The 23,741-nt window shown below is 62.4% G+C and carries 31 protein-coding genes; 11 read left to right on the forward strand and 20 right to left on the reverse strand.

The window, feature by feature from the left end:
• Positions 1-5 precede the first annotated feature (5 nt).
• The 11 genes from IVB41_RS25915 to IVB41_RS35690 form a co-directional block, all read right to left on the reverse strand.
• Entirely contained in the window at positions 6-374 is a 369-nt protein-coding gene (locus IVB41_RS25915; RefSeq protein WP_027570896.1) for a cytochrome c family protein, read from the reverse strand.
• A 19-nt stretch (positions 375-393) separates the two neighbouring features.
• Positions 394-1,029, reverse strand: coding sequence for a cytochrome c (locus IVB41_RS25920; protein WP_247436148.1), 636 nt, complete (start codon positions 1,027-1,029; stop codon positions 394-396).
• Positions 1,029-1,868: a substrate-binding domain-containing protein gene (locus IVB41_RS25925; protein WP_247436153.1), complete on the reverse strand. Its 840-nt coding sequence runs from the start codon at positions 1,866-1,868 to the stop codon at positions 1,029-1,031. Before IVB41_RS25925 ends, IVB41_RS25920 begins: the two co-directional genes overlap by 1 nt.
• Positions 1,852-3,699 carry a methanol/ethanol family PQQ-dependent dehydrogenase gene (locus tag IVB41_RS25930; protein WP_027570899.1) on the reverse strand — a complete coding sequence of 616 codons (1,848 nt, stop codon included), beginning with the start codon at positions 3,697-3,699 and terminating at the stop codon, positions 1,852-1,854. The genes IVB41_RS25925 and IVB41_RS25930 overlap by 17 nt, the downstream gene beginning before the upstream one ends.
• Before the next feature lie 111 nt (positions 3,700-3,810).
• Positions 3,811-4,602, reverse strand: a complete 792-nt coding sequence (locus IVB41_RS25935) for a heme-binding protein (RefSeq protein ID WP_027570900.1) — start codon at positions 4,600-4,602, stop codon at positions 3,811-3,813.
• Positions 4,603-4,660: 58 nt separating this feature from the next.
• Positions 4,661-5,599: a cytochrome c oxidase assembly protein gene (locus IVB41_RS25940; RefSeq protein WP_247436156.1), complete on the reverse strand. Its 939-nt coding sequence runs from the start codon at positions 5,597-5,599 to the stop codon at positions 4,661-4,663.
• Positions 5,587-5,940, reverse strand: coding sequence for a hypothetical protein (locus IVB41_RS25945; RefSeq protein WP_247436159.1), 354 nt, complete (start codon positions 5,938-5,940; stop codon positions 5,587-5,589). Before IVB41_RS25945 ends, IVB41_RS25940 begins: the two co-directional genes overlap by 13 nt.
• Positions 5,937-6,536, reverse strand: coding sequence for a cytochrome c oxidase subunit 3 (locus tag IVB41_RS25950; protein WP_247436162.1), 600 nt, complete (start codon positions 6,534-6,536; stop codon positions 5,937-5,939). The genes IVB41_RS25945 and IVB41_RS25950 overlap by 4 nt, the downstream gene beginning before the upstream one ends.
• Positions 6,533-8,440: a cytochrome c oxidase subunit I gene (gene ctaD, locus IVB41_RS25955; RefSeq protein ID WP_247436166.1), complete on the reverse strand. Its 1,908-nt coding sequence runs from the start codon at positions 8,438-8,440 to the stop codon at positions 6,533-6,535. The genes IVB41_RS25950 and ctaD overlap by 4 nt, the downstream gene beginning before the upstream one ends.
• A gap of 2 nt (positions 8,441-8,442) precedes the next feature.
• The gene (gene coxB / locus IVB41_RS25960) at positions 8,443-9,546 is read right to left on the reverse strand and encodes a cytochrome c oxidase subunit II (RefSeq protein ID WP_247436170.1); all 1,104 of its coding nucleotides are present in this window, start codon (positions 9,544-9,546) and stop codon (positions 8,443-8,445) included.
• A 20-nt stretch (positions 9,547-9,566) separates the two neighbouring features.
• Positions 9,567-9,689 (reverse strand): hypothetical protein, encoded by a 123-nt coding sequence (locus IVB41_RS35690; RefSeq protein ID WP_018460395.1) that lies wholly within the window; start codon positions 9,687-9,689, stop codon positions 9,567-9,569.
• 131 nt (positions 9,690-9,820) lie between these two features.
• Between IVB41_RS35690 and IVB41_RS25965 the strand changes: the two genes are divergently transcribed.
• Positions 9,821-10,039 carry a DUF6894 family protein gene (locus tag IVB41_RS25965; protein ID WP_247436173.1) on the forward strand — a complete coding sequence of 73 codons (219 nt, stop codon included), beginning with the start codon at positions 9,821-9,823 and terminating at the stop codon, positions 10,037-10,039.
• Between the two features lie 14 nt (positions 10,040-10,053).
• Complete coding sequence (locus IVB41_RS25970; protein ID WP_027570907.1) at positions 10,054-10,521, forward strand: metallophosphoesterase family protein; 468 nt, start codon at positions 10,054-10,056, stop codon at positions 10,519-10,521.
• 250 nt (positions 10,522-10,771) lie between these two features.
• Here IVB41_RS25970 and IVB41_RS25980 read toward each other — a convergent pair whose 3' ends face one another.
• Complete coding sequence (locus tag IVB41_RS25980) at positions 10,772-11,341, reverse strand: DUF1236 domain-containing protein (RefSeq protein ID WP_051462985.1); 570 nt, start codon at positions 11,339-11,341, stop codon at positions 10,772-10,774.
• A 149-nt stretch (positions 11,342-11,490) separates the two neighbouring features.
• On the opposite strand from IVB41_RS25980, the gene IVB41_RS25985 reads away from it, so the two are divergent.
• Positions 11,491-11,664 (forward strand): hypothetical protein, encoded by a 174-nt coding sequence (locus IVB41_RS25985; protein WP_247289218.1) that lies wholly within the window; start codon positions 11,491-11,493, stop codon positions 11,662-11,664.
• An 836-nt stretch (positions 11,665-12,500) separates the two neighbouring features.
• On the opposite strand, the gene IVB41_RS25995 is transcribed toward IVB41_RS25985, so the two are convergent.
• Together IVB41_RS25995 and IVB41_RS26000 are read right to left on the reverse strand one after the other, a co-directional pair.
• The gene (locus tag IVB41_RS25995) at positions 12,501-12,764 is read right to left on the reverse strand and encodes a hypothetical protein (RefSeq protein ID WP_245287898.1); all 264 of its coding nucleotides are present in this window, start codon (positions 12,762-12,764) and stop codon (positions 12,501-12,503) included.
• A gap of 145 nt (positions 12,765-12,909) precedes the next feature.
• Entirely contained in the window at positions 12,910-13,389 is a 480-nt protein-coding gene (locus IVB41_RS26000; protein ID WP_247436178.1) for a DUF4142 domain-containing protein, read from the reverse strand.
• 215 nt (positions 13,390-13,604) lie between these two features.
• Here IVB41_RS26000 and IVB41_RS26005 point away from each other — a divergent pair, with 215 nt between their 5' ends.
• The 4 genes from IVB41_RS26005 to IVB41_RS26020 all read left to right on the forward strand — a co-directional run bounded on the left by IVB41_RS26005 (position 13,605) and on the right by IVB41_RS26020 (position 16,483).
• Positions 13,605-14,114, forward strand: a complete 510-nt coding sequence (locus IVB41_RS26005) for a DUF2243 domain-containing protein (RefSeq protein WP_247436181.1) — start codon at positions 13,605-13,607, stop codon at positions 14,112-14,114.
• 175 nt (positions 14,115-14,289) lie between these two features.
• Positions 14,290-15,075 (forward strand): succinate dehydrogenase iron-sulfur subunit, encoded by a 786-nt coding sequence (locus IVB41_RS26010; RefSeq protein ID WP_247290829.1) that lies wholly within the window; start codon positions 14,290-14,292, stop codon positions 15,073-15,075.
• Between the two features lie 74 nt (positions 15,076-15,149).
• Positions 15,150-15,623 carry an NUDIX hydrolase gene (locus tag IVB41_RS26015; RefSeq protein WP_247436184.1) on the forward strand — a complete coding sequence of 158 codons (474 nt, stop codon included), beginning with the start codon at positions 15,150-15,152 and terminating at the stop codon, positions 15,621-15,623.
• An 83-nt stretch (positions 15,624-15,706) separates the two neighbouring features.
• Positions 15,707-16,483 carry an SIR2 family protein gene (locus IVB41_RS26020; protein ID WP_247438153.1) on the forward strand — a complete coding sequence of 259 codons (777 nt, stop codon included), beginning with the start codon at positions 15,707-15,709 and terminating at the stop codon, positions 16,481-16,483.
• A 153-nt stretch (positions 16,484-16,636) separates the two neighbouring features.
• Here IVB41_RS26020 and IVB41_RS26025 read toward each other — a convergent pair whose 3' ends face one another.
• Positions 16,637-16,873 carry a DUF3551 domain-containing protein gene (locus IVB41_RS26025; protein ID WP_247290823.1) on the reverse strand — a complete coding sequence of 79 codons (237 nt, stop codon included), beginning with the start codon at positions 16,871-16,873 and terminating at the stop codon, positions 16,637-16,639.
• Positions 16,874-17,035: 162 nt separating this feature from the next.
• Between IVB41_RS26025 and IVB41_RS26030 the strand changes: the two genes are divergently transcribed.
• Together IVB41_RS26030 and IVB41_RS26035 are read left to right on the forward strand one after the other, a co-directional pair.
• A complete protein-coding gene (locus IVB41_RS26030; protein ID WP_247436188.1) occupies positions 17,036-18,232 on the forward strand; it encodes an NADH-quinone oxidoreductase subunit D in 1,197 nt (398 codons plus the stop codon).
• 26 nt (positions 18,233-18,258) lie between these two features.
• Positions 18,259-18,495 carry a hypothetical protein gene (locus IVB41_RS26035; RefSeq protein WP_247436191.1) on the forward strand — a complete coding sequence of 79 codons (237 nt, stop codon included), beginning with the start codon at positions 18,259-18,261 and terminating at the stop codon, positions 18,493-18,495.
• A 52-nt stretch (positions 18,496-18,547) separates the two neighbouring features.
• On the opposite strand, the gene IVB41_RS26040 is transcribed toward IVB41_RS26035, so the two are convergent.
• From IVB41_RS26040 to IVB41_RS26055, 4 genes are all read right to left on the reverse strand, one after another.
• Entirely contained in the window at positions 18,548-19,435 is an 888-nt protein-coding gene (locus IVB41_RS26040) for a manganese catalase family protein (RefSeq protein WP_247436193.1), read from the reverse strand.
• A gap of 205 nt (positions 19,436-19,640) precedes the next feature.
• Positions 19,641-19,985, reverse strand: coding sequence for a hypothetical protein (locus IVB41_RS26045; RefSeq protein ID WP_247436196.1), 345 nt, complete (start codon positions 19,983-19,985; stop codon positions 19,641-19,643).
• A 73-nt stretch (positions 19,986-20,058) separates the two neighbouring features.
• Entirely contained in the window at positions 20,059-20,928 is an 870-nt protein-coding gene (locus IVB41_RS26050) for an MBL fold metallo-hydrolase (protein ID WP_247436199.1), read from the reverse strand.
• Positions 20,929-20,957: 29 nt separating this feature from the next.
• A complete protein-coding gene (locus IVB41_RS26055; protein WP_276576680.1) occupies positions 20,958-21,545 on the reverse strand; it encodes an NADH-quinone oxidoreductase subunit B family protein in 588 nt (195 codons plus the stop codon).
• 228 nt (positions 21,546-21,773) lie between these two features.
• Between IVB41_RS26055 and IVB41_RS26060 the strand changes: the two genes are divergently transcribed.
• Together IVB41_RS26060 and IVB41_RS26065 are read left to right on the forward strand one after the other, a co-directional pair.
• Positions 21,774-22,271 (forward strand): ferritin-like domain-containing protein, encoded by a 498-nt coding sequence (locus tag IVB41_RS26060; RefSeq protein ID WP_247436202.1) that lies wholly within the window; start codon positions 21,774-21,776, stop codon positions 22,269-22,271.
• A 107-nt stretch (positions 22,272-22,378) separates the two neighbouring features.
• Complete coding sequence (locus tag IVB41_RS26065) at positions 22,379-22,639, forward strand: hypothetical protein (RefSeq protein WP_247290808.1); 261 nt, start codon at positions 22,379-22,381, stop codon at positions 22,637-22,639.
• Positions 22,640-22,666: 27 nt separating this feature from the next.
• Here IVB41_RS26065 and IVB41_RS26070 read toward each other — a convergent pair whose 3' ends face one another.
• Positions 22,667-23,734: a UDP-glucuronic acid decarboxylase family protein gene (locus IVB41_RS26070; RefSeq protein ID WP_247436204.1), complete on the reverse strand. Its 1,068-nt coding sequence runs from the start codon at positions 23,732-23,734 to the stop codon at positions 22,667-22,669.
• Positions 23,735-23,741 lie beyond the last annotated feature (7 nt).

The raw sequence follows: 23,741 nt of genomic DNA on the forward strand, positions 1-23,741 counted from the left end.
GATGGTCACTTGAGCGTATAGAGAAACGCCGCGATGTCCCGCGCGTCTTTTTGCGGGATACCCATTCTCGGCATCGCATTGCCCGGCAACGCCCGCTGTGGATCCTCGATCCAGTCAGCCATGTTGTCCGGCGAATTGTGGATGTAGCCGGCGATGTAGGTCCGCGTACCGATCCGATGCAAGGGTGGGCCGACATTGCCTTCGGCGCCGGCAATGCCGGGAATATCGTGACAGCCGCCGCACTGGTACTGCTTGACGAGGTCGGCGCCACGACGCGCGTCGCCGGTGAAGTTGTCCGGGCCCGCAGCCTCGCAGGCGGCGGTAGCGGTAGCCAGGAGTGCAGTGACTAGCAATTTCGCGATCGGATTTACCATCGCTGCTCCGCTCGGCCGATCAGGGCTTCTGGCCGAAGTTGAAGGACTTGGTGGCAGACCAGGGATCGGTCGTGGAGACCTGCTCGCTCGGGACTTGCTCGACCTCGGGCGATGGCAGATTGGCCGAAAAGGTGCGGCCCCATTGGTAGCTTGGTTCGTTGCTGATCTTGCCGATATAAGTGACGAGATCCCAGATCACGCTGTCGGGCAGCACGCCGCCCCAAGCCGGCATTCCGTTCGGCCGCCCCTGGTAGATCGAGAGAAAGATGTTCTCGGGCTGCGCTCCGTAAGTAAAGATGTTGTTGCTCAGCGCCGGCCCCATGCCGCCGCCGCCATTCGGCGCGTGGCAGCCGACGCAGTTGAAGTTGACATAGTAGGTCATCCCGCGCTGCTGCGCGTTGGGATCACCTTGCACGGGATTCTTGATTTGGGGCGGGTCCGGCTGCGCGCCGGGATGGAGGTGACTGACCGGGACCTGCATGAAGACGCCGGGGCTGCCATTGCCGACGCTGCCACCGAAATTCGGGCGCGGAGACAGCGTCGGCATCTGCGCCTCCTGCGACTGCGGCAAGGTCTGCTGGGCCAGCCCTGCACCATTCGGTAAGACCGCCAGCAGCAACGACAGGGCGCTCGCGCGCATTGCTGGAGCAAACATCACTCATGTCCTCCCGATACCGTAACGGGTTGGTCCACCAGCGGAACGCCGTAATTGCGTAGCAGCGAGGTGATCTCGGACCAATGCTCGTCGATGAACTCGTTCAGCCGGTCGCGCAAGGCGTCGTCGCCTTTGCGCACGCCCATCGCGATGGCGAACCGGAACTGCTGAGGTGCAAAGCGTTCGTAATCCCGGATCGGCGTGACCGTCAGCGGGACGGGAGAGTGCTGGGCGAAATATCCGCCGAGGGGGCCCCAAGCTGCGGCGACATCGAGGCTGCCGCTTTCGACCGCTTCGATCAGGCGTGCCGGCGGATCGGCCTGGCGATAATCGCCGTAGATGGAGTAGCCGCGGACGTTATCGACGATGCCTTGGTCGCCAAGCGCCTGCGCGGGCGGTGGATTGTTGCCGTCGTCGCCGATCAGATGCACGCCGATCACGAGGTGATGCAAGCGCGGGTCGAGCAGGGACGAAAGGTCGAGGTGCCGGTCCTGCCGCGTGACGAACACATAGCTCGAACGATAATAGGGCTTGGTCGTCTCGACGAGATCATAGCCGGACGGTACGCCCATCACGACGTCGCATCTGCCGGCTTTCAGTGTGTTGCGGATGAAGCCGCGGCGCTGCGCCCACCAGGTGTAGGTGACCTGCTGGCCGAAATGCTCGGCCACCATGGCCGCGAGCCTGTTCTCGAATCCTGCTTCGGCTTTGTTCGAGAACGGCAGATTGTTGGGATCGGCACAGACGCGAAGCTCGCGATCCGACGCTGCCGCCGCCGTGGTTGCAAGCCCGACCAGAAAACCAAGGGCGATGCCCGGGCAACTATTTCGAAGGCGCATGGCTGGTATCCTCACCATTTGCGCCGCCGAGCTTGAAGACCAGCAGTTCGCTCCCGCCGGCGGTGTAGAACGGCAGATCCTGCGTCGCGCCGGTGAACCCCAGCGCACCGTTGCGCACCCGCGGATCGACCTCGGCATTGGCCACCACACCCGGCCAGCCGCCGACGCCCGACAGGATCGCGACGTATTGCTGTCCGTCGGAGCCGCGATAGGAGATCGGTTGGCCGATGAACCCGGATCCGGCGCGGAATTGCCACAGCACATGTCCATCCTTGGCATCCACGACTTTGAAAAGCCGATCCATGGTGCCGTAGAAGGCGACATCACCTGCTGTGACCAGCGCGCCGCTCCAGACCGGCAGCTTCTCGTGGATCTCCCAAACCTTCCTGCGCGCGATTGGATCCCACGCCATGAACTCGCCGCGATAGCCGCCGGGGCCGGCATACATATCGACGTCTGCGCCGACATAGGGCGTCCCGGCGATGTAGCCGACCTGAGAGGCCTTGAAGCTCATGCAGAGATGCTGATGGGGCACGTAGAGAAGTTTTGTGCGCGGTGACCACGCCGTCGGTTGCCAATCCTTGGCGCCCGGCGCGCTCGGGCAGATGTTCTCGACGGTCTTGCCGACAAGCGGCGTCTTCTCCTCGTTCGGGATGATCTTGCCGGTCTTCAGATCGACGCCCTTGTAGCTGTTGACGAAGTCATAAGCGTCCGCCGAGATCACCTCGCCAGTGGCGCGGTCCATGACGTACATATAGCCGTTGCGGCCGGGGTGGATCAGCACCTTGCGCGGCCGTCCATTCAGTTCGAGGTCGACAAGCACGTTCTCGTTGATCTCGTCGTGGTCGAATAGATCGTGCGGGTTGATCTGGTAGGCCCATTTGGCGCGACCGGTGTCGGGATCGCGGGCAAAGATTGTGGTGCTCCAGAGATTGTCGCCGCTGCGCTGGTTCGCGTTCCAGGGACTCGGATTGGCCGTGCCGTAGTAGACCAGGTTCAGATCGGGATCGTAGGAGATCCAGCCCCAGACCGTGCCGCCGCCAACCTGCCAGCGGTCGGCGGGCCAGGTCTTCACGCCGAGATCCTGGCCTTTGAGATTGTCGTAGAATGGCTTGAAATCGTCGCCGATCAGCACGTCCTTGTCGGGACCTGTCGAATAGGCGCGCCAAGCGATGGCGCCGGTGGTCTCGTCGAGCGCGGTCACCCAGCCGCGCACGCCCAGTTCGCCGCCGCTGTTGCCGACGAGAATTTTGCCTTTCACCACGATGGGAGCCATCGTGATCGTTTCGCCCTTGTTGATCTCGCCGAGCTTCGTGTGCCAGAGCTCTTTGCCGGTCTTGGCGTCGATGGCGACGGTGTGGTTATCGAGCGTGTTGAGGAAGACCTTGCCGTTGTCGAAGGCCAGCCCGCGATTGACGACGTCGCAGCAGGCAACGCCCGCGGCTGCGGGCTCCGGCTTCGGCGCATAGGACCATTTCAACTCGCCAGTCGTGGCATCTAGCGCGAACACGCGGTTGGGATAGGGGCCGGCATAGGGACCGACCACATACATGGTGCCGTCCACCACGAGCGGCGCCGCTTCCTGGCCCCGGTCGGCGCCCACCGAGAAGGTCCAGGCGAGCTGGAGGCGCGAAGCATTGGACGCGTTGATCTGGTCGAGCTCGCTGTAGCGGGTGTTGGCGTAGTCGCGCGCCGCCATCGGCCACTGGCCGGGATCTTTCATGCGGCTGGCGAGATCGCTTTGTGCTGACGCGGATGACAGCATCGCGCAGCAGGCGCAAAGGATGGCCGGAATCCGGTTGAGCAGACGCGTGAGACCACGCACTAACATATGTAAAGATCTCCACGGCAGGGATGCGGCCGTGCCGCATTGCAGGCCGGCTTGCGGACGTACAAACGTTCCGACTTCCCTTGGTTCCAAAAAGCGGCGATTGACGCAGCGCTATCTCACCACGTTGCCGGATACGCCGGCGCCGAGGTCGACTGATATCTGATCTTCCTTGCCGTTACACTTGGGATGGCCAAATCCCGACGGGCTTTTGCCGTCGGGGCCGATGTCGTAGATGATCGCGTCCTTCATGTTGGGGCTGACTCCGGCCGGCACCCGGTCAAGCCCGAGCTGGTGACGCACGCGCCAGGCCACGTTGTGATCCGCGCAGGAGCTGTCGCCGCTGACGCCCAGCGCGCCCGTGACGCCGTTGCCGTCATAGAGCGCGAGCCCGCCTCCGAACACGATCGTGCCGCCGATCGGCTTGCCCACCATCGGATCCTGAGCCGTGCCGAAGTTGTCCGGAGATCCGGCGTACAAGGCTTCCTGGGATGGTGGGTTGCCGAGTGCCGCGCCGAACAGGAACCCGCCCGGCTGCGCACCTGCATAGAGATTGGCGGTCGCCATCGCCTTGTCCTTCAGGCTGAACGCATTCGCTGTGTTGGCCTTCTCGGCCGCGATGGCACGGCTGCCCAGCCACTGGTCGTCGACCTTGCCGCCGCTGTAGGCAATTGCGCAGACGACGCCCTGCCGATTGACGACGGCAGCCCATTCGTTGTTGTCCAGACCTCCGTTGCTGGGGCCGCCGCCCGACTTGACGCTCTTCTTGAGGATATCGGCGAGCTTGTCATGGTCGACCGGGCACGACATCCCCGGCTGGGGTTGGTCCTGCGCGTTCAAGACTGCAGGCACCAAGAATGCTGCGGTGAAGATAGCCGTTAGCGCCATGACGGATCGTTTTTCCATGTGGCCTCCGTGGAGTGTCGCAGTCGGCAGGCGAACGTTCGAACAGAAGTTGCGGTTCCTATGCCGCATCGCTCAGCCCGGATGTTGAAGGGAGCGGCAGGTGGGAATGGCCGCCGTTCGCAGTCAGCCACCGGTGAGCAAAGAACAACGCCGCGCCGGTATAGAGTAGGCCCATGGGCACCCACATCAAGATGCCGGCGAGTTGCTGATCCTCGAGTGCCGAGAGGCCGAATTCACCGGCGAGGGCGCCTTGACCGGGGATCCACAGCCGCGGCGACACCGTCAGCAGAGCCCCGAGCACACCCGAATGCAAAATCGTGATGAACAGACACGCGACAGCGATGCCGTCGCGAATTCGTGTGCTACGGCCCTGACCGCGGCCATGCAGCAGCACCCACCAGAACAACAGCGCGGTTGCAAAGAAGCTGATGTGCTGGAGACGATGGATCGCCGTATTCTCGAGCGCCCACGCATATAACGGCGGTGCGTGCCAGACCCAGAGCGCTGCGCCGTGCAGGATGGTCGCGCTCATGGGATGGCTCACAAACCGCCACGGCCACGCCAGTATCGGCAGATTGAGCATTCGACCCGCCGCCGGGCGAAGCCGGGCCGGCAGGCTCCACAGCATCGGCCCATTGATCCGGGCAAACGCCATCAGCGGTGCCGCGACCACCATCAGCAGTTCGTGCTCGACCATATGTGCGGTGAACAGACGCTCGCCGAGCCAGTGCAGCGGCGAGGTCACGGCAAGCGCGGCCACCAGCCATCCGGTCCAGAATGCGGCGACCTGGCGGAAGCTGACGCCACGGCCGCCGCCCGCATGATGCCAGAGCCGCTGCGTTCCGACATAGAAGGCGATACCGACGGCATAGAGCGGGGCCATCAGCCAGGGATCGTAGCTCCACAGCGAGCCGGAATCGACCTCCGATAGTCCGTGCGCATCGGCCGGCGCCGTGAGCAGCGCGAGCAGCAGTGCTGCAAGGTTCAGCGCAGGCATGGGCTGATCATGATCGAGGCGGCGAGCTGGTTGGCAATCACCAGCGCAAACAGCACGCCGGAGCCGACGCCGAGCCAGGCCATGAACGTTCGTGGCCCGCCGCCTTGCGCATCCGTCCATTCAGCCCCCGCGCCGCGTCGAACCGCGCGGGCGGAAATGACAGTGCCCGCGAGGGCGACGACAGCCAGAACCGCACTCATGATCGCGCCGCTGATCCTGGTCTGTTCGCAGGAGAAGTGCGCGAGCACGTAAACGGCCTGCAAATTGATCCCCCACGCGATGGGGCCAAGCGCAACGCCGGCCCAGTAGAGCAGTCTGGAACGTCCGTCGGCTGCGGTCATAGGCGAGGCACCCAATCGAGCAAGACATAGAGCGGCAGCCAGGCGAGCACGACGAAGTTCCAGTAGAACACGTTGTCGGTCACGTCGCTGAACCGGCGCGGTTTCGCATGGCGCGTGAACATCAACACCGCCAGCACGACCGTGTCGCCGACATCCGTGGCAAGGTGGGTCGTGTGCAGCCCCAGAATGAGCCATACGATCGAGCCATAGGCTGAATTGTCCCAGCGGGTGTTGAGATGCGCGAACTCGAAGCCGCGCAGCACCAGGAGCGCGATGCCGATCAAGGCCATCACGATCAGGCCGATCCGCACCTTCGCGAGATCCTGTCGGTGTGCGGCGCGGTTCGTGAACTCGTTGGGAATGATGCTCAATAGATAAATCACCGTCTCGACCGTCCCCGGCCAGAGATCCGGCGGGGATGCTCCGATCGGCCAGGTCGGGTTGACTGCGTAGAGATAAAGGTAGGCGCCGATGGCAATGGCAAAGCCCATGCCTTCGAGCGCCATGAAACCCATGGCGCCCCACCACGGGCCACTACGCGGGCCGTAGCCGTAAGTCGGCAGGTCCGAGACGTCGCGGACGATAGTCTGTCTCACTCCTCGTCCTCCTTGCTGCCGGTTGGCCAGAACCAGCCGATCAAAGTCACGGCCATCGGCGGCGTGCCCCAGAGCACCGCCCAGGGCGTGAAGATCGATCCGATGAAGAAGATCGTCGTTGCGATCGCCGCAAGCAGCGGCCAGATACTCGGCTCGGGCGAAGCCTCGCGGATCTGCGGCTCGGCTTCCGCAAGCGAGGTCAGCAGGACCTCGCGCCGCTCGGCGCTCAGACCCGCGACTACAGGCAGGCTCTCGCTGTCGGCCCACAGCGGATCGCGGTGCTTGACGACCGGAATGCGGTCGAAATTCTGCGGCGGAGGCGGCGACGAGGTCGCCCATTCCAGCGTTGAGGCATCCCAGGGGTTGTCGCCCGCAAGCGCGCCCTTGCGCAGGCTGTAGACCACATTGGCCAGAAGCAGCGCGAAGCTAAACGCGAAAACGAGAGCACCGCCGCTGGACACGAGGTTCAGATGCGCCCAGTCCATGTCGGCGGTGTAGGTATAGACCCGGCGCGGCATTCCGATCAGCCCGAGAATGTGCATCGGGAAGAAGGCGACGTTGAAGCCGATGAAGGCGAGCCAGAAATTCCAGCGCCCGAGCCTTTCGCTCAGCATGCGGCCGGCGATCTTGGGAAACCAGTAGTAGACCGCGCCCACCAGCGGGAAGACGGCGCCGCCGATCAGAACATAATGGAAGTGGGCGACGACGAAATAGGTGTCGTGCACCTGGGTATCGATCGGGACCGAGGCGACCATGACACCGGACAGCCCGCCGAGCACGAAGATCACGATGAAGCCGATCACGAACAACAGCGGCGTCCGGTACACCGGACGTCCGTCCCAGAGCGTTGCCAGCCAGCAGAAAATCTGCAGCCCGCTCGGCACCGCGATCAGCATGCTGGAGGCCGTGAACAGGGCCGCACCGAGTTGGGGCAAGCCCGTGACGAACATGTGGTGGACCCAGAGGCCGAACGACAGGAAGCCGGTCGCGATCAAGGAGAGGATCACCACGGGATAGCCGATCACCGGCCGCCGCGCGAACGTCGCGAGGATCGCCGAAACCATTCCCGTGCCCGGGATGAAGATGATGTAGACCTCGGGATGGCCGAAGAACCAGAACAGATGCTGCCAGAGCAAGGGATGGCCGCCCGATGAGGAATCATAGAAGCGGGTATTGACGAGGCGATCCAGGATCAGTGACGTCGATGCGACCATGATCGAGGGCATTGCGAACATCACAAGGAAGGCCGTCACCAGCATGGCCCAGACGAACAGGGGAATGCGGTCGAGCGTCATCCCTGGCGCGCGGAGCTTGAACACGGTCACGACGATCTCGACGGCGACCGCGAGCGCCGCAACCTCGGTAAAGGTGATCATCTGCGCCCAGACATCGGCGCGCTTGGTCGGTGTGAACTGCAGGCTGGAGAGGGGAACGTAGGAAAACCAGCCGACGTCGGGGCCGACGTTGAACAGGAAGGAGGTCCACAGGAAGCAGCCGCCGAACAGAAACATCCAATAGCTGAAGGCATTCAGGCGCGGAAAGGCGATGTTCCGCGTGCCGACCATCAACGGCACCAGATAGACGGCGAACGCCTCCATGACAGGCACGGCGAACAGGAACATCATCGTCGAGCCGTGCATCGTGAAGACTTGATTGTACTTGTCGGCCGAGAGAAACGTCTTCTCCGGCCCGGCCAGCTGAATGCGCATCAGGACCGCAAGGATGCCGCCGAGGAGCAGGAATACGAACGCCGTGACGATGTAACGGCGGCCGACCACCTTGTGGTCGACCGACATCAGCGCGCCGGTTAGTCCGGATGGCGTGCGCCACACCCGCTCGAGCTGCGTGGAAAGCTGCAGACCGTTCAGGACGTCGTCCCGCAATTCATTTGGTTCAGCGGCCATGCTCACTTGAGCTGCTCCAGATAATGAAGGATCGCGATCAGCTCGTCCGATTGCAGCGGCATCTTCGGCATGAGATTGCCGGGCTTGATGTGCTGGGGATCGGCGATCCAGGCGCCGAGCGTCGCGGGCGTATTCGGCAGCGTCCCTGCCGCGATGGTCGTGCGGCTGCCGATATGCGTGAGATCCGGGCCGAGCTGCCCGCCGGCCAGCGTGCCGCTAATGTTGTGGCACAAGGCGCATCCGCGCGCCCGGAACAGAGCCTCGCCCTGCTTGCCGAGCTGATCCGCGGGGTTACTCCCGCTCTGGTTTTCATGGTCGCGCCAGCGGCCGAACTCGTCGGGGGACATCGCGATCACGGCGAACGCCATGTGGGCGTGCTGGATCCCGCAGAACTCGGCGCATTGACCGCGATAGATGCCCGCGTTGTTCGCTGTAAATTGCAGCTCGTTCTTCTGCCCGGGGATCAAGTCCATCTTGCCCGTCAGGCTGGGCACCCAGAAGCTGTGGATCACGTCGGCGGATTCCAGCTCGACTTTAACCGGTTGTCCGGTCGGGATCCGGATCTCGTTGGCGGTCACGAAACTCTGGTGCGGACTATCGGCCTCATAGCGGACCTCCCACCACCATTGGTGGCCGATGATCTTAAGCGTGTGGGCTTTCTCGTCCTTGGCAAAGACGGTGCGCTGACCGGCATAGCTGACCAGGGAGAGGCCGAGCACGACGACGGTGGTCGCAATCCCAAGCGCGAGGATGACGCGCCCGGAGCGTCGTTCGAAGGGCTGGTGGAGGTCCAGCGGCTGATCGGCTGCGCGCTTTCGGCGCAACAGCCCCACACCCAGAACGATGACGACGGCAGTCCAGACGATCGCCGCGACAATGAGGAAGAGAAACAGCGTGTGACGAATCTGCTCAGACTGTAGCCCTTGAGGGTCGAGCGCCGACTGCTGGCCCGCGCACGCGGCAAGCGGCCAGGTCATGCACAACACCAGAACCCTTTGCACCCGGACCTGCATTGACGTTTTGTCGCACTCCGCTTCCCAGGCGGAACCGGTCAGGCCTACAAAGGTTCCTATGCGCAGCCGGAACGGTTGGCCGACGAAGGACATGTCCGACATCGATCATCGGGCTAAAACGGCCAGCCCTTCACGGCGATCACGATCGCCGCATCGCCAGCGGCCATCAGCAACAGGACGGCAAGACTGGCGATGATCGCACCCGGCTGGGCAAGCACGCGCAACTCTCCGAGCATGTGTCGGCTCCAAAAACGCAGCAATGCCGCGACGACCCTGAGGGTTCCTGCGGACGTGCCGGGAGTTGACCTGCGAGCGCCGGAATGAAGGCTCGAGATCGCGCGTTCCTGCGAAGAATTCGAGGGTTCACGTGCCGCGCTATCATTTCGATCTGGTCGATTCGAAGACCTTTGCAGACGAGGGAGGTGCTGAATTGCCCGACGACATCATGGCCCTGGATGTTGCCGAGGAGATCGCCAGGAGACTTCTTGCGGAGCGTCCCGAACTCAGAAATCGTCATTTTTCCATCCTGGTCACGAACCAGGAGGGTGAGGAGATCGGGAAGGTACCCCTTGATGTCCTGCACTGAAGCCCTGGCCTGACATGACGTTGAGGATCGGCGTGATCTCGGATACGCACGGCCTTCTCAGGCCGGAGGCCGAACGCCGTCTTGCGGGGGTGTCGCATATCCTCCACGCCGGTGATATCGGCGCGCCGGAGGTTCTGGAGAGGCTTTGCCGAATAGCACCGGTCACCGCCATCAGGGGAAACGTCGACATCGGTAGTTGGGCGAGGCGCTATCCCGAAACCGAAACAGTGCACCTCTTCGCTCGCTGTTTCTACCTCCTTCACGATCTCAAGGCGCTCGCCATCGACCCCGCGGCAACCAGTGTGAACGTGGTGATATCAGGACATTCACATCGGGTGCAGGTCAACACGATCAACGGAGTGCTTTTCCTGAATCCTGGGAGCGCCGGTCCAAGGCGCTTCAAGCTGCCGATCACGCTGGCAACGCTCGAAATGGATGAGGGCGGCGACCTGCGCCCCACCATCCATGAGCTCGACGCGTGACCGAAGTGCGTGCGTGCCAGCTAGTGGGTATTCGACTTTTGCCACCGCTCCAGATCAATCGGGGGACGCTTTGGGTCGATCTGCTCCTTCTCGGGATTCCCCTGCCAAGGCTGGTCCGTCTGCCGGTGGGTTGGCAGATCGGTCTGCTGTCGCGGATCGTCGACCGGGGTTTCTCTGGGGTCGTTTTCAGGTGCTTTTGCTCTCGGCATAAGTTGTCCTCTTTATGGTCTGTCGATGCGGCGGCACGCGATCAGCGTACGCCAGCGATAATTGCCGCGACGCGGCGCGAATGCTGATCGACAATGACGAGATCGTTTCCGGCGATCAGATATTGATCGCCCCAGAACCCGTTCAGCACTTGGGTGACTTCGGGCGGCAAATCGGCAACCTCGGTCTGGCGCGGCACAGACGTACCGATCATCATTTCGAAATTCGGGCGATCCATCGTCGGGCCATGCGCCGATGAGATGATGGCGCGGAGCTGCTCGCGTTGCTGATCGTTGAGGCCAGCCGGCTGGGCGCTCTGCTTCACATCCCGCGCACGGGCGCCGGTCGTGTCTTCATTGCCAGCCGGGTTTTCCTTGGCCGCTTTGCTGACTGCTTCGCGTTGCGTGGGAACTCCCGTGCCGACCGTTGTGGCAGGGGCACCTTTGTCGGCGCCTGTGGAGGGGCGGCCCAGATAGTCTGTTGCCCCGAACATCTGGGGCACGGCGAACCAGACGATGAAACCTACAAACAGGACCGCGGCCACTCCCGATCCCGCCATCATCAGCTTCCGGGTGCCGTCCTTCTCCGTTTCACGCGATAGATACTTGACCATGAACAAAAAGCCTTCGGTATGAACTGCGGAGTCAACCCGCGCAGGAATCGTTCGTTCCTACGGGCATGCATGGGCATCGATCAGGAACGACCGCCGCCGCATCTCATTGCCAGCGCATGAGGTCGCGAGACCGAAGCAAGGAGCATGTAATGACCAAAATGCCCCCCGTACCGCCGGAGCAGCGCAGCGACAAGGGACCCGGATCTGATCCAAAGATCGAGACGGACGAAAAGCTGCCCGGCCGCGAGAACTTCGACACCCAGGGACGTCACGGCAACATCAAACAGAACACGACAAACCAAGGCTACCAGCAGGACCGATGAATGCCACACAAGAACCCAGACACTGAACGCTTTGGTGGTCCGGGCTCCTCGCGGCAGGATCGCAAGCACCCTGAAAAGGGAGGTCGCGACCTTGAGTGCCCTGCGCCCGGAACGCCCACCAACGACCGCAAATCACACGTCTCGGGAGGCGGTGGTGAGCGCGATCAACATCACACGCATAATGATCGTGAGAGGAGCTGAGCAATGCATAGGACAAGTTCGAGCTTGATGCTGATCGCCTTCCTGGCGAGCGCGTCGATAGGGGCCGCCTCGGCGCAGAGTGGCGGGGGTGGGGGCGGCGGCGGTGGCGGTTCGGGAGGATCGGGCGGAGCAAGCGCGAGCAGCACGAGCGGCGGCACCGGCGGTGCGACAAGCCCCGGGTCAGCCGGCGGTGCTTCGAGCCTTGGGTCTGCAGGTCCTGGGTCTGCAGGTCCTGGGTCTGCAGGTCCTGGGTCGACAGGTCCTGGGTCTGCAGGTCTTGGGTCTGCAAGTCCTGGGTCGACAGGTCTTGGGTCGCCGGGAGCGACAAACCAGGCGGGGGATGTATCGCCCAACCTGGTCAATCCAGCCGACGCGGCCGCGGCTTCGCGCGGCACGACGGCTACCGGCACGAACACCGCTGGAACGGCCCAATCAACGGGTAGCGGCCCGCAAGGATCGACCACCGTCGGGCGGGCCGGCAATCCCGCAGGAGGCACCAGCAGCGGACGGATCGACGGAACTGCGACACCCGGTCCGTCGATGCCGGGCGACGCCGAAATACGCTCCGAGAACTCTCAGGATTCGCACGTCGATCGAAAGATCAAGAGCATCTGCAAAGGCTGCTAGATTGGTGATCAGGACGCCGGGCTTCCCGGCGTCCAATCGAGGTCATCCTCGCTTCGAGGTTCGGGGTCGGGCGAGCAGGGCTTGATCTTCAGGTCGTCCTCGAGCCTGGGCTTGCCCTCGCTGCTTTCGACCAGACCAGCGTCTTCGGCTTTCTTCAGCGTTTCCTCTTTGGTCGAAAATGTCCGGCTCAGTTTTTCGTCATCCTTGAACAGGGCATACGCCATCTCGGTCCTCACAGTTTGATCATCGGCAACTTTGACGGCGGCCGTCACGCGCGGCCACCGCCAATGCTACGGCTGCCACTTCCGCTTGCGCTTGAGACGTTGCGCGCCGTTTCCCCTTTTTCCTTTGCCGTGCTTCACGGGGGCCGTCTCGATCTTCTTGCCATTTGTACCTCCTTGTCGCTGGGGTGAACCTCTAGCCGACTTCCCTGAGACTGCTCAGGATCGCAAGGTGACGCTGGATGATGGGCAGCGACATCTGTGCGACCTGCTGTTCGCTGGGGTTGCCACCGGATCGCAAATACGAATTGTTGAGCGCGAGCAATTCACGGTGTCCGCGGATCTGCCCCTGCACATACATCCGGTCGAAGGGACCCGACGGTGTGGCCTGAAGGCGCTGAAGCAGGGCGGCATGATCCGGCCGCAGCGGTGCCGATCCCGGCGCTGCTCCGAGCGCGCTCGCGACTTGGACCTGTTCGGTGATCTCTGCATTGGCGAAGTTGACGATGTCGGGATTGCCGGTGCGCGTCAGGGCGAGCTGACTCGTCTGCATCGCAAACGCGCCACCCATGAGGTCGGCCGTTCGAAAATCCCGCTGTGGGACTGGCTTGGATTGCGCAGCGTAGGTCGATAGTCCGAGGCCGCCCAACGCAAGTAAAAACGATCTTCTCAGCATGATGAATCTCCAATGTTGGATTCACAAGACACTGCGACCGTTTCGAACGTTCCTATCGTCACACAAGCAGCCGAGCGATGCTCCACCGAGCGCCTTCGGTGGCATGCAGGTTAACGCAGGTTATTGGCAGGGGGAGTGTGTCATGATCATAGGAACGGCAACCTGGAGGAGGGTTTGTCCATCATCCAGATGCCGACCGACGCACGAGCAGATTCATGCAAGACAGCAATTCATCCAGCTTCCCGATTTCCGCGGGTGTCCTTCTCGGGCTTGGCCTGGGCGGGTTTTTTGACGGCATCGTGTTTCATCAGTTGCTGCAATGGCATCATATGTTAAGCGGCTGGTACCCGCTCAACTCCATCGACAACGTCAAGCTCAATACGACCTGGGACGGCATCTTCCACAGTGCGACTTATCTGCTTGTGCTGCTCGGCCTGTATGTGCTGTGGCAACGGGCGCGCAGGCCCGACATTCACCTGTCGGGCAGCCGGTGTCTCGGAGCGGTCTTGCTCGGTTGGGGCATCTTCAATCTGGTTGAAGGCGTGGTGGACCATGAGATATTCAAGTTGCATCGGGTGAATGAGACCGTGCCCGACGAACAGCGCATCTTCTGGGACATCGGCTTCCTGCTATGGGGTGCGGCCATGTTGGTGATCGGCGCAGCCATGACACGCGCCGCCACGCAAGCGAGGGTACATGCGGAAAGCAGTCTACAGGCTCGCTAGAGAGACCCCGCCAGCTCTGGTCTACGCCCTTTTTATATTGCTGCTGTTGCTCGCGACAGCACCGGCCTTTCGCATCGTGCTGTTTGGTGTGTCGCTGGATGATCTCCTGCAACTACGTTGCTTCAATCCCAATTGATGCGCAGTTATCAACGCCTCATGTCCGCCCGGAGGTAACATGGTCGAGTTCAGGCTTCCGAAACACTCCCGCGTCGAAAAGGGAAGGATCTGGCCCAAGCCGGACAGCAAATCGTTGCGCGAATTCCAGGTCTATCGCTGGAACCCTGACGACGGTCGCAATCCCCGGCTCGACACCTACTTCGTCGATATCAGCGATTGCGGGCCCATGGTTCTGGACGGCCTGATCTGGATCAAGAACAACATCGACTCCACACTGACGTTCAGGCGGTCCTGCCGCGAAGGCGTGTGCGGCTCCTGCTCGATGAATATTGCCGGCCAGAACACGCTCGCCTGCACCAAATCCATGAGTGAGGACGTCCCGAACGGCGAGCCGTTGCGCGTGCTGCCCTTGCCGCATCAGCCCGTGGTCAAGGACCTCGTTCCCGACCTGACGAATTTCTACGCCCAGCTCGCATTGATCGAGCCTTGGCTGCAAACCGTGTCGCCCACGCCGCAGAAGGAATGGCGGCAGAGCCATGAGGATCGGGCGAAGCTCGACGGGCTGTACGAATGCATCCTCTGCGCCTGCTGCTCGACGTCTTGTCCAAGCTACTGGTGGAATTCCGAACGTTTCCTGGGCCCAGCGGCTTTGATCCAGGCGGCGCGGTGGGTCAATGACAGCCGCGACGAAGCGACAGGCGAGCGCCTCGACAAGCTTGAAGACCCCTTCAGGATCTATCGCTGTCACACCATTCTCAACTGCGCGAAGGCGTGTCCCAAGGGCTTGAATCCGGGCGAAGCGATTTCCGGATTGCGCCTCAAGATGGTCGAACGGAAGTTCTGATCGGAGATGGACGCTCCCCGCAGAAAGGAACGATGGCTGCGGCGTAGGCTTATCGACCAAACTGGAGGCGCCTGATGGGCAAGAAACAATTCGCCGCTTTGCCGTTCACGCTGACCAATTCCGAATTGCGCGTGATGCTGATCACGACCAGGCGTAAGGGCAGGTGGAGTGTCCCGAAGGGGTCGCCGATGCGCAAGACCGAGCCGCATCGTACGGCTGCGCTCGAGGCATACGAGGAGGCCGGTCTTGTTGGCGTCACCGCAAAGCGCGCGCTCGGGTCCTTCAAACATCGCAAACGGAAGGGTGATCGCAAGCAGACCGTGAACGTCGCCGTCTTTCCCATGAGGGTCCACGGGCAGGAGCGCTGGTGGCCGGAAAAGGGAGAGCGCGAAGCAATCTGGGTGTCGCCGAAGAAGGCGAACCGTCTGGTACACAAGGCGCAGCTTCGGCGTCTGATCGCCCGGTTTGCGGCGCAGACGGAGAAGACCGCCTCCTTACCGCTGGGCGACGGCCCAGGAACCCGTGTCTCGTCCAGCTATTCAAGGTAGATGAACCAGCAACCGACCGGACTCGCATTCGAGGAGCGACCGCCTCATGAGGTCCTGGCCGCTGCGACAAGCGGCGCTGCGCCATCCTGTTCGTCGGTGCCGGCGTCTCGATGGCTGTCGGCCTGCCGTCCTGGCAGTCTCTGATCGACCACCTGCTGGATGACCTTGGACTTGAGCGCAACATGATCGATGGAATGCACGGCGGCTATCAGATGCTGGCTGAGTACTACCGGCTTAAGCGCGGCGGAATTGGCCCGCTCCGCAGCTGGCTCGACCGCAACTGGCGCGTCGACCCGGACAGGATCGCAGCCTCGCGGCTCCACAAGCTGATCGTGGAGCTCGATTTTCCGACCATTTACACCACGAACTACGACCGCAACCTCGAGACAGCCTTCGACGTCCTGGAAAAGCCTTACGCCAAGATCAGCAACGCAAAGGATATTGCGGGCGCCCGTTCCGGCGTCACACACATCATCAAATTCCATGGCGACTTCGACGACGATGCCTCGCTCGTCCTGACCGAGACCGACTTCCTCAACCGGCTCGCGTTCGACTCGCCACTCGATATCCGGTTTCGCGCCGATGCCTTGGGAAGCACGTTGCTTTTCATCGGATACAGCATGTCCGATCCCAACATTCGGCTCCTGCTGCACCGGATTTGGCAGAGTTGGGAGGAGTCCGGGCACCGCCAGGACCGACCGAGGTCCTTCGCTTTCGTCACGCAGCGCAATCCGGTGCAGGAAGCGGTATTGGCGAACTGGGGCATCACCACCATCGCGCCGCCCGATGGCGTCAGCCCGGATGATGGTGTTACCCGGTTCTTGCTGGACATCCGCCAACGTATCGACCGAAAGAAGTAAGTGCCTCAACTGCGCCGCCACGATGCGCGCCCAGACCAAGACCACCGGCGAACACGATGGCCGTGAGCATTTGCTCTGCTGCCATGGGGCGCTCGGCTCAACGGCGGGATCGGTCAGAACGGGGCTCGATTGCCAGTCCGCAAGCGGGACTGGTCACCGATATCCCCTGTATCGCCGGCCATAGGCATAGCGAGGATTGACGCCGCAATAGGCGTTCGTTCCCGATGCAGTCGCCATGCACTGAGCGTAACTGGCGAACTGGCAGTTGCCCGGATAGCCCCAAACGCGGCCCTGAAGGCAGTAGCGGTCTTGTGCGACGGCGGCCGTCGAGGAGCCGAAGCCCATCACAAGCGCGAGAGACGCGGCAGCCAGGAGCAATCGATGTTTCATGAAAATCTCCAATTTCAACATTGAACGTCCCTCGTGAAGCGGCGTTCCAAAGTGCGACGTTGACGGCTCCTTTTCTCGGGTTCGACGCGAATCGTTAACCTGTGTGAAGCCGTTTGATGCCGATCGCGATTAAGGTGACGGATGTCCTCGATCGGAAGCCGTATGCCTGACCAATCTCCCAGCCTTAGAAATTTCACCATCAATTTCGGTCCACAGCATCCCGCCGCTCATGGCGTGCTGAGGCTCGTGCTCGAACTTGACGGCGAAGTCGTCGCACGGGTCGATCCGCACATTGGTCTTCTGCATCGGGGCACCGAAAAATTGATCGAGGCCAAGACCTATCTTCAGGCGATCCCCTATTTCGACCGGCTCGACTATGTCGCTCCTTTGACGCAGGAGCACGCATTTTGCCTGGCGATAGAGAAACTGATCGGGCTTGAAGTTCCGCGGCGAGGGCAGCTGATCAGGGTACTCTATCACGAGATCAGCCGCATCTTGTCTCATCTTCTGAACGTCACGACGCAAGCGATGGACGTGGGGGCCTTGACGCCACCCCTTTGGGGCTTCGAAGAGCGCGAGAAGCTCATGGTGTTCTACGAGCGTGCGTCCGGCAGCCGGATGCATGCCAACTATTATCGTCCCGGCGGCGTGCACCAGGACCTTCCCCCCAAACTGATCGATGATATCGAAGCCTGGTGCGATCCGTTCCTGCGCGTCGTCGACGATCTGGATCGGCTGCTCTCGCTCAACCGCATCTTCAAGGCACGAAACGTTGATATAGGCCGGGTGACACTCGATCAGGCCTGGGCGTGGGGCTTCTCCGGCGTGATGGTGCGGGGCTCGGGCGCGGCTTGGGACTTGCGAAAGGCACAGCCCTACGACTGCTATGCCGAGATGGACTTCGACATCCCCGTCGGCAGGAACGGCGACTGCTATGATCGCTATCTCATTCGCATGGAGGAGATGCGGCAATCCGTGCGCATCATGAAGCAGTGCATCGAGAAGCTGAAGTCTGCGGACGGCCAAGGCCCGGTGCTCGTGCAGGACAACAAGGTCGCGCCGCCGCGACGTGGCGAGATGAAGCGTTCCATGGAGGCGCTGATTCACCACTTCAAGCTCTACACGGAGGGCTTCCACGTTCCCGCTGGCGAGGTCTATGTCGCCGTCGAGGCTCCGAAGGGAGAGTTCGGTGTGTTCCTCATCTCGGATGGGACGAACCGTCCCTACAAGTGCAAGATCAGGTCGCCCGGGTTCGCCCACCTGCAAGCGATGGACTTTCTCTGCACGGGGCATTTACTCGCGGACGTCTCGGCGATCCTGGGGTCGCTGGACATCGTCTTCGGCGAGGTCGATCGCTGACTGGAAAACCGCATTGGAGGATCAGGATGGATATCAGGGAAAGCTCCGCGATGACCGAAGCGTCCGGTCTTGTGGACGATCAGGTCACCGCGCAGAACGGCTCGCACGCGTCGCACGGCGATACAAGAACAGGACTCGATACGCCTTTCCAAACGACCTCGGCGCAATTGGCCGACCAGCTGCGGAAGATGACCAGAGCAGCGCCGCTGCAGGCGGTCTTTGCGGCGTTTCTGTTGGGCGTTCTGATGGCTCGGGGTCGCTAGACATCGGCCAGGGCCGTCCCTTTCATGGGACGACCCCGGCCGTGGCACGAGATCAGGCCAGCGCGTTCGTCACCGGCGGCTCGTTCATCTGCTCGACCTGTGCGCCGCTATCCGGCCGCGCCGGTCCGAGCACAGGCTCCTCGCCCAACGGCTCGAACCCGGCGCGGAAGCTGAACGACCCCTGGCCGTCGAGCGAAGGACCTTCGCAGTAGCGCCCCGGCTGCAGCGGCGCCGCGTTGCGTTCGGTGCCCATGAACATGTAGCTGAACTCGGTCGCCTCCTTGCTGCGGTCGAAGCTGTTCGGAATAGGCAGGGCGGCGTCCGCGCCCATCTCCTCGATCACCGCGAGCCATTGCTGTTGATGCATGGTGTCGCGCGCAATCAGGTAGCTCAGCATGTCCTGCATGCCGGGATCGCTGGTGGAGTTGAAGAGACGCACGGCGAGGGTCCGGCCGGTGGATTCAGCCGCGACGTTGCAATACATGTCGGCGGCCAGATTTCCGCTGGCATAGACATGTGAGCAATCGAAGGGGACGCCGTCGCAATTGGCAGGGAAGGCAGCCATGCCGGTCGAGAGCAGATGCCGGTGCAGCATGCCCTCGATCACATGCCGCGGCCGCTCACCGCCGTTCATCACCGCGCCGACGACTGGATTGGCCTGCAGGCTGGTCTCCTGCATCGTTGCCGGCGCATTCTCCAGGTTCAGCGCTACCGCGGTCGCGAGCATCTCGATGTGGCTGATCTCTTCGGTCGCGGTATTAAGCAGGATGTCGCGATATTTGGCCGGCCCCCGCGCACCCCAGGCCTGGAAGAAATACTGAAGGCAGACGCGGATCTCGCCTTCGACGCCGCCGATGGCTTGCTGCAGCTGGCGGGCGAAGATCGGATCGGGCTTCTCGACCCTGACCGGATATTGCAGTCGTTTGTCGAAGTAGTACATGCGCAGCTCCTTTTTGTGTTGACGCTATTGCGCAATGAGTGCTGCCGGGTTGCGTTCCTATGGAGTTTCTAGCGACTATTTTGAAAGCCTTTAAATTTTAGACGTGAACGCGATGCGGCCCCGGCGAGGAGAGGATCTCGCCGAGGCCGCTCTCAGGCGCGCAACAGCAGGGAGCGCGCGTTAGAAAATTGCGAACCGCGAACCGTTAGCGCCGCGGCATGGTGCCGTTGGACGGTGGGGTCGTCTCGTTGCGCATGCCGGGAGGACTGGAAGCACCTTGTCCGCCCCGCTCGACATGGGTGATGCCGCCGCCACCGGAGCCGCCGGCTCCGCCCGAGCCGGCTCCTGCACCGCCAGCGCCAGCTCCAGCACCGCCGCCGGCCCCGGCGCCCGCGCCGCCGCCCGCGCCACCTCCGGCGCCACCCGCACCACCGCCGGCGCCGCCTGCGCCACCACCAGCGCCACCGCCTGCACCTTGCGCGAACGCTGCGCCGACTGAAGCGCCTGCAAGCATTGCTGCCGTAAAGATCGTCAGGATCGTCTTACGCATCTGTCTTCTCCTTGAGGTTTCGATGTCGGACCAATCATGTGAAGCATCCACCGTTCCTAGCCGTGCAGCGCGATCAAGCTCTGTCCTCGACGACTCCGCGTCGATATTGCGAAGGCACGGCAACTTCGTCGAACCGTTCGGCGAGAGCATCGAGAGCCGCGCGCATCTGCGGCCCCTGCATGGCCGCGCCGTGCCCGGTGACGACGATCTCTGGAGCGAGCGCGGCAAGTGCGCGCACCGATGTCTTCGCGCTTTCCCAATCGGGCGTGAAATACATCGGAGGTCCGTGCATCTCCGGCGCTTGCGTCACCGCGGCGTAGACGGATTCCTGCCGCGTCGTGATGAAGGCATCTCCGGCGATCAGCACGCGATCGCGTTCGCGCCAGAGCGAGATATGCCCTGGGGTATGGCCGGGCGTATGGATCCACTGCCATTCCGGCATGAAGGGTACGCTATGATCAAAGGGAAGATCATAGAGGCGCGATGCGACGTTCACCGGCCTTGTCGGGAAGAGCGGAGAAAGCCGGGCGAGCAGCCCGCCACCGACGCTGGGATCGGCCGACGGATAGGATTGACTTCCGTCAAGATAGGGATGCTCGGCCGCATGGGCATAAACCGGAACTTCCCATTCATTCGCCAGCGTTTCGAGCACGCCGACGTGATCGAAGTGCCCATGCGTCATGATGATGCAGGCGGGCCGGCCGTTCCCTCCGAATCTCGCTTTCGCGGCGGAGCGGATGGCGCCAGCCGATCCAGGAATGCCGGCGTCCACCAGCACCCAATTGCCGTCGCCGGCGTTCTCGAAACCGACGAAGATGACGTTGACGATCGCAAGCTGACGATAGGCGACGTCAGCGACGATCTGCCGCGTGCTGTCGTTGCGGTCGAGGTCGGATTGCGGGTGCTCCGCGTCGGCGGAAGAGGGAAGCGAGATCTGCGTCATGTTCATTCGAGTCCGATGTAATCAATTCTCTAGCGCCCAATCGTACCCATGCGCCGGATCTTCTTCTGAAGCAGCATCACGCCGTATAGCAGCGCCTCTGCGGTCGGCGGGCAGCCGGGCACGTAGATGTCGACCGGCACGACGCGATCACAGCCGCGCACGACCGAGTAGGAATAGTGATAATAGCCTCCGCCGTTGGCACAGGACCCCATTGAGATCACGTAGCGCGGCTCGGGCATCTGGTCGTAGATCTTGCGAAACGCCGGCGCCATCTTGTTGGTGAGCGTGCCCGCGACGATGATCACGTCCGACTGGCGCGGTGATGCGCGTGGCGCGAATCCGAAGCGTTCGGCGTCGTAACGCGGCATCGACATCTGCATCATCTCGACCGCGCAGCAGGCGAGCCCGAACGTCATCCACATCAGCGAGCCGGTCCGCGCCCAGGTGATCAGCTCCTCCGCCGTCGCCGTGAAGAAGCCCTTGTCCGCAAGATCGTCGCGGATCGTCATGAAGAACGGATCGGAAGTGTTGTCCGGCCGTCCCTCGCCCGGCCGGCCAGATCCAGGCCGGCCAAGCGAAGGGCCTGAGCTGCCGACGTGCGGAAAATTGTTTGTCATTCGTGTCCCTGAGCGCTGCGGCCGTTTGGCGATGCGACCACCCGCTCCGGGAAACAGTGATTTGCATGCGGCGTTCCTGCGGCGGGAGGAGGATTTGCGTTCTGTTATCGCAGGTTAGCTTCGGGTCCAACGGCCGGAACCCGGCGTTGGCGTCGTGGATCACCCGAGGAACGATCCACCGAAACTGCGGTTGGCGGCGACAGGGCCCCGTGAAATGGAGAACATGAAATGACGACCGCAGCCCGCGATACATTCGTCGTTGGATTACGCAATGCGCATGCGATGGAAGTGCAGGGGCGAGAGTTGATGGAGCGCCAGTCGGAACGACTGGACGAATATCCCGAAGTCAAGGCCAAGGTTGCCGCCCACCTTCAGGAGACCAACGAGCAGCTGAAGCGGCTGGAGAGATGTCTGGAAGCCTGCGGCGAGAGTACCTCCAGCCTCAAGGATACGACGCAATCCATGATGGCGAACATGCAAGCGATGGCACACTCTGTTGCCGGCGACGAGATTCTCAAGAATACGTTCGCCAACAATGCCTTCGAGAATTTCGAGATCGCTGCCTACAAGTCTCTGCTCGCCCTCTGCGGCGCCGCTGGTTTCGCGGAGGCCAAGGAGCCGCTCGAGACATCGCTGAAGGAGAAGCAGCGCATGGCCGCCTGGATCGACTCAAACGTCGAGAAGGTGACAATGGAATATCTGGCGCATCAGCGCCAGGCGGCCTGATCGCACATCACACCCGCAAGGGCGAGACCAGCGCTTCGGCCGCTGAGTCGCCTGCGTCCTCATATGGGCTCGCAGGACCGAAACCCTCTCATCCGCGTTTTGCTGCAATGGCGCACATCATCTTCAGCGACTACCGCAATCCTGCTGCCGAACAGGCCTATGAGATCGCATGGGACTTTCTGGCCCGCAGCGGGGCGATCCACGATGAGTTCGAGGCGTGCGTGTTTCTCGCTCAACGCATCACCATGATGGTCGAGGAAGGCCAGGCAAACCGAATCCGGATGGCCAATCGCGCGATCTCCGAATACCAGTACCATCTCGAGAACCTCTGCAAGCCGGCCCGTGGCGCGGCTGCTTCACGCGCTTGAGGGCTCGCGCGGGTTCGTGGGCTGTTACTACTGCCGATCTGCGATCGTGAGCTGGCCACGTGCCCCGGTACGTCCGCTCCTCCGCGGTGCAATAGCCGGGACCAGTGCCGGCGCTTCGCCGGCCATGCGCATGGCGAAATAAGCAATCGTCGCGCGAAGACCATCCTTGAGCGCCACGCGCGGGCGCCACCCCAACGCCTTCACGGCCGTGTCAATAACGGGCTTGCGGCGCTTCGGATCGTCTTTCGGCAGCTCCTCGAACCGGAGCGGGGAGGCTGATTCCGTATACGCCAGCACGTCGCGCGCGATCGCCTCGATCGTAACCTCGTGCGGATTACCCAGGTTGCACGGTCCGGTGACTGACGATGGGCTCTCCATGAGCAACTGGAGGCCACGCACGAGATCGTCGACGAAGCAGAAGCTCCTGGTCTGCGTACCACCTCCATAGATCGTGATCGGCTCTCCGCGAAGCGCCTGCACGATGAAGTTGGAGACCACGCGTCCGTCGTTCTCCAGCATCCGGGGTCCGTAGGTGTTGAAGATGCGCGCGACCTTGATTTCGACCCCGTACATGCGATGGTAATCAAACATCAGCGTTTCCGCTGCCCGCTTGCCCTCGTCGTAGCAGGCCCGGGGTCCGATCGGATTGACGTTGCCGAGATAGGATTCCGGCTGCGGATGGACCTCTGGATCGCCGTAGATCTCGCTGGTCGATGCCTGCAGGACCCGGGCGCCTTTCCGCTGCGCGAGCTCCAGCATGTTGATGGTGCCGAGCACGCACGTCTTCATCGTGCCGACCGGATCCTTCTGGTAATGACGGGGCGACGCCGGGCAGGCGAGGCTGTAGATCCGGTCGATATCGCCCTCGATCTCGACGGGATCGCGTACGTCATGTTCGATGAAGCGAAAATTCGGATGATTGAGCAGCGGCCGAATGTTGTCGGTCGTCCCCGTGAAGAGGTTGTCGAGGCAGATCACGGTGTGGCCGCGCTGCAAAAGCGCGTCGCAGAGATGGGATCCGATGAAGCCGGCGCCGCCGGCCACCAGAACGGTGGGAGAGCGGCGGGATGCGTTGATGCGGGTCTGAACTGTCATGGTGCTG

Origin of the sequence: Bradyrhizobium sp. 44, from assembly GCF_023073095.1 — a bacterium.
Lineage (GTDB): Bacteria > Pseudomonadota > Alphaproteobacteria > Rhizobiales > Xanthobacteraceae > Bradyrhizobium.